This is a genomic window from Desulfurellaceae bacterium (assembly GCA_021296095.1).
In the GTDB taxonomy this organism is placed as follows: domain Bacteria; phylum Desulfobacterota; class Binatia; order Bin18; family Bin18; genus JAAXHF01.
This window is the reverse complement of the sequence record JAGWBB010000171.1, coordinates 1595-5388: the sequence shown is the minus strand read 5'-3', so window position 1 is coordinate 5388 and position 3794 is coordinate 1595. Positions and strand designations below refer to the sequence as shown.

Annotated in this window: 6 protein-coding genes; 3 read left to right on the top strand and 3 right to left on the bottom strand. The window is 63.3% G+C overall.

Annotation, left to right across the window (positions count from 1 at the left end):
- The coding region (locus J4F42_22420) for a hypothetical protein (protein MCE2488279.1) at positions 1-313 on the bottom strand (313 nt) is incomplete at its 3' end.
- A 228-nt stretch (positions 314-541) separates the two neighbouring features.
- Here J4F42_22420 and J4F42_22415 point away from each other — a divergent pair.
- A complete protein-coding gene (locus J4F42_22415; GenBank protein MCE2488278.1) occupies positions 542-1384 on the top strand; it encodes a thiamine pyrophosphate-dependent dehydrogenase E1 component subunit alpha in 843 nt (280 codons plus the stop codon).
- A 12-nt stretch (positions 1385-1396) separates the two neighbouring features.
- Positions 1397-2350: an alpha-ketoacid dehydrogenase subunit beta gene (locus tag J4F42_22410; GenBank protein MCE2488277.1), complete on the top strand. Its 954-nt coding sequence runs from the start codon at positions 1397-1399 to the stop codon at positions 2348-2350.
- On the opposite strand, the gene J4F42_22405 is transcribed toward J4F42_22410, so the two are convergent.
- Positions 2347-2703, bottom strand: coding sequence for an EthD domain-containing protein (locus J4F42_22405; GenBank protein MCE2488276.1), 357 nt, complete (start codon positions 2701-2703; stop codon positions 2347-2349). The genes J4F42_22410 and J4F42_22405 overlap by 4 nt on opposite strands.
- A 133-nt stretch (positions 2704-2836) precedes the next feature.
- Positions 2837-3139 (bottom strand): pyridoxamine 5'-phosphate oxidase family protein, encoded by a 303-nt coding sequence (locus J4F42_22400; GenBank protein MCE2488275.1) that lies wholly within the window; start codon positions 3137-3139, stop codon positions 2837-2839.
- Between the two features lie 194 nt (positions 3140-3333).
- On the opposite strand from J4F42_22400, the gene J4F42_22395 reads away from it, so the two are divergent.
- Positions 3334-3789 carry a nuclear transport factor 2 family protein gene (locus J4F42_22395; GenBank protein ID MCE2488274.1) on the top strand — a complete coding sequence of 152 codons (456 nt, stop codon included), beginning with the start codon at positions 3334-3336 and terminating at the stop codon, positions 3787-3789.
- The last annotated feature ends 5 nt before the right edge of the window (positions 3790-3794 follow it).

Here is a 3794-nt window from a genome sequence, read left to right as displayed (position 1 = left end):
ACAGGCCCTCGACTTTGACCCCGCTGGGCGTATGGGTCATCCACATATGGAAGGGCGGGTCGCCCATGCCGAGGTCGGCCAGGCCCGGCATGCCGACAAAATTGTCGACGCTCAGGTCATAGATCTTGCCGCTGTTAATGCGTTGCAGAACGGCCAGGCTGGTGGCGGCGCTGAGCATATTGAGGACGCCGATCTCGTCGTCTGGTCCGTAGGGGCTTTGGGCGACCTCGGCGGCCTGGCTCGGCGGCAGGCTTGACATGCACAGGGCGAATCCGACAGCAGCACAAACTGTGCTCAGTGCGTGAGTTTTCATCATGTCCCCTCCTTCTGATCCCGGGATGGCACTATCTTCCCACGCCCGTACTCAGGCTGTCAATTTCAGGCACCGACGCCTTGTATTGGCCGTTGTTCTGGAAGATAAGAGGGGGAGACAGGAGGGACACGATGACACCAGACACACAGCTGGAGCTGCTGCGCACCATGCAGACCATCCGTCGCTTTGAGGAGCGCGCCTCGGACGACTTTCAGGCCGGGCGGATCTATGGCGTCGTCCACTGCTACATCGGTCAAGAGGGCCAAGCTCAAGCGCGACGATCAGATCATCAGCACCCACCGCGGCCACGGCCACTGTATTGCCAAGGGGGCGGACCTCAAACGCATGATGGCCGAGCTGTACGGCAAACGCACCGGCTACTGCAAGGGCAAGGGCGGCTCCATGCACATCGCCGATTTCAGCATCGGCATGCTGGGCGCCAACGGCATTGTGGCCGGCGGTATCCCGATCATCACCGGCGCGGGTCTGGCCGCCCAACTCGAAGGCCGAGGACGGGTGGCCGTGTCCTTTTTTGGCGATGGGGCGTCGAACGCCGGCCCGTTCCACGAGTCGCTTAATATCGCGGCCCTGTGGAAGCTGCCCATGCTGTATGTGTGCGAGAACAACCTGTACGGGGTGAATACGCCGGTGGCCGATTCGGTGTCGGTCAAGGACGTGACCGAGCGAGCCGCAGCCTACGGGATTCCGGGCGTGGTAGTTGACGGCAACGACGTGCTGGCGGTGTATGAGGTTGCCGAGGCGGCGGTGCAGCGCGCCCGGGCCGGCCAGGGACCGACCCTCATCGAGTGTAAAACCTACCGCTGGCGCAACCACACCGAGATTCAGGGCATCCCCGACCCCCGCTCGCCCCAGGAGCTGGACGAGTGGAAAGACAGAGACCCCGTCGCCCGCCTGGTCAGCAGCCTGACCGAGCAAAACCTCCTGACCGAAGACGCCTGGCACAAGCTGGACGCCGCGATTCTCCAAGAGATCGAAGACGCCGTCGCCTTTGCCCAGGACAGCCCCTTCCCCGAGCTGGACACCGCAGTCGAGGACGTGTTTGCCGACTGAAAGGAGCCTCCGATGCGCCAACTGTCATACGCCGCTGCCGGCCTGGAAGCCGTGCAGGAAGAAATGCGCCGTGATCCCTCCACCATCCACCTGGCCACTGACGCGCCGGGACGGCTGATCAAAGAGTTTGGCGTGGAGCGGGTACGGGGCACGCCGATCACCGAGGCGGCCTTTACCGGTCTGGCGCTCGGGGCGGCCGGCTCCGGCTATCGGCCTATCGTCAACTGGAGCATGGTCACGTTTTCTTTTGTGGCCATGGATCAAATTGTGAATCAGGTATCAAAAATCCACTACATGTTCGGCGGCCAGGCGCGCTTCCCGCTGGTCTTTCGTGCCTCGGTCGGCGGCGGTCGCCAGCTGGCCGCCCAGCACTCGCAGAGCCCGTACTCGATGTTCATGAATCTGGCCGGCCTCAAGATGATCCTGCCCTCGACCCCGGCCGACATGAAGGGCCTGCTCAAGTCGGCGATCCGCGACAACAATCCGGTCATCTCGTTCGAGTCGAGCCGGCTGATGGGCTTCAAGGGCGAGGTGCCGGACGACGAGCATCTCGTGCCCCTGGGCAAAGCCGATATCAAGCGCGCGGGCGGCGACGTGACTATTGTGGCCCTGGCCTGGATGGTGCATGAAGCCCTGGCCGCCACCGAGACGCTCCAGCAAGACGGCATTGCGGCCGAGGTCATTGACCCGCGCAGCCTGGTGCCGATGGATCAGGACACCATCCGCGCCTCGGTCCGCAAAACCGGTCGGCTGGTGATTGCCGACGAAGCCGGGCCGACCGCCGGCGCGTCGGCCGAGATTGCGGCTCTGGTCACGGAGGACAAGGAGACCTTTGCCTGTCTCAAGGCGCCGGTCAAACGGGTGTGTGCCCTTCAGGTCCCCATTCCCTACAGTCCGGCCCTGGAAAGCCACGTGTTCCCCAGTCGGCAGACCATCATCGCCGGGGTTCGGGAGGTGCTGGCTTAGCCCTCCACCATCGGCACGTCGTCGACGATGAAAGACACGCAGTTTGGCAGGTCGAGAAAGCGCAGTTCGTCGGGTCGGATGATTTCCAGATAGCGGGGCTCGGCAAACGCCTGCTGCATCTGCTCCACACTGTCAAACCACAGTTCGGCGATCCCGTCGTAGGGCGTAGTTGCCTGGGACGGAAAGAGCGAGGCCGCGCTCTGGGCGGTGTGGGACTGGATATAGCGGCGCACATAGCGGCTGAACTCGGGCACGCTTTTGACCAGCGGGCCGTGGGTGTCTTTCCAGTAGCGGTGAAAGGCCTCTTCAGACATGTCGGGCTTGCGGCGTAAACAGGCCATCAGCTTCACCATCGTGCAGTCCTCCTTGTGTCAGCCGGCCAGATCCGGCTCGTCGGCAAAATCCCAGGCGCGGAGCACGCCCGGCTCGATCCGAATCAGGGCCAGATCGGCTTGGGTGATCAGTTCGGCGTAGCGCGCCCCCTGCTCAGAACCGAGGTAGCGCATGGCAATACGTCGGATGATGTCCTTGGCCCCTTCTTTGCCGATGGTTGCCCGGCCCCGGACCTGGCGTGTCTTCGGCGATGCTGATACTCACCCGCGCGTCGCGCTCAATATGACGGACCTTGATGTCCCCGGCGCCGACGGCGACCGTGAAGCCGCCGTCCCGCCACTCGTGCCACACCGGTGACAGCAGCGTCGTGCCGTCACGGAAATGGGTGGCCAGGGTGGCGCACTTGGCCTGGTCCAGAAAGTCGCCCAGTTCTTCGAGCTTCAGGTTTTTCCGCATAGGTTCGTCTCTCCCCCACGGGCTGGAATGTGGCACCCGCGGTCGGGCTTGTCAACGCGCGTGTCCCCTTGGAGCGGACAGCCAGCGTGGGGAGAGTCCGAACCCGAGGTGTTGCTTTGGACCGGGAGCTGGGGTTTAAGAAGAGGGGGACGGATAGACATGCTCCGCGACTTCGCTCCAGGGAGGAGAATCGTATGGCTGGCAGAAATTTTCTGATGGTGGTGGCGCTCGGCGTCTGTATCCTGAGCGGACCGGCGGCCGCCCAGCAAGACCAGATGGCCCAGGTGCGGAGGATTTTTGAGACCGACATTCGTCTGTTTAACGGCCAGGACCCGAGCGCCTTTACCGCGGCCGCTCACGATCAAGCGGTCTTATTCGGGACCCTGACACCCTTTGCGGTCGAGGGCAAGCCTGCTATTCGACAGCTCATCCGACAGTATTTTGCCGACCACGACTATGCCAAATGGGAACCCGTCGACGCCAAATTTTCCATCACCGGCACCAGCGCCCTGGCCTGGGGACATTACACCCTGCGCGAACAGCGCCGGGTCGGTCCGCGCCGGGTGCTGCACGGACGCTATACCTTCACCTACACCCGACAGGCCGACGAATGGTTGCTCGTCGCCCTGGATTTCTCACCGCTCTCCTGAACACC

Coding starts and splice junctions, on each gene's coding strand:
- J4F42_22415 (MCE2488278.1), top strand. CDS start 542: ATGGCGTCGTCCACTGCTACATCGGTCAAGAGGGCCAAGCTCAAGCGC.
- J4F42_22410 (MCE2488277.1), top strand. CDS start 1,397: ATGCGCCAACTGTCATACGCCGCTGCCGGCCTGGAAGCCGTGCAGGAA.
- J4F42_22405 (MCE2488276.1), bottom strand. CDS start 2,703: ATGGTGAAGCTGATGGCCTGTTTACGCCGCAAGCCCGACATGTCTGAA.
- J4F42_22400 (MCE2488275.1), bottom strand. CDS start 3,139: ATGCGGAAAAACCTGAAGCTCGAAGAACTGGGCGACTTTCTGGACCAG.
- J4F42_22395 (MCE2488274.1), top strand. CDS start 3,334: ATGGCTGGCAGAAATTTTCTGATGGTGGTGGCGCTCGGCGTCTGTATC.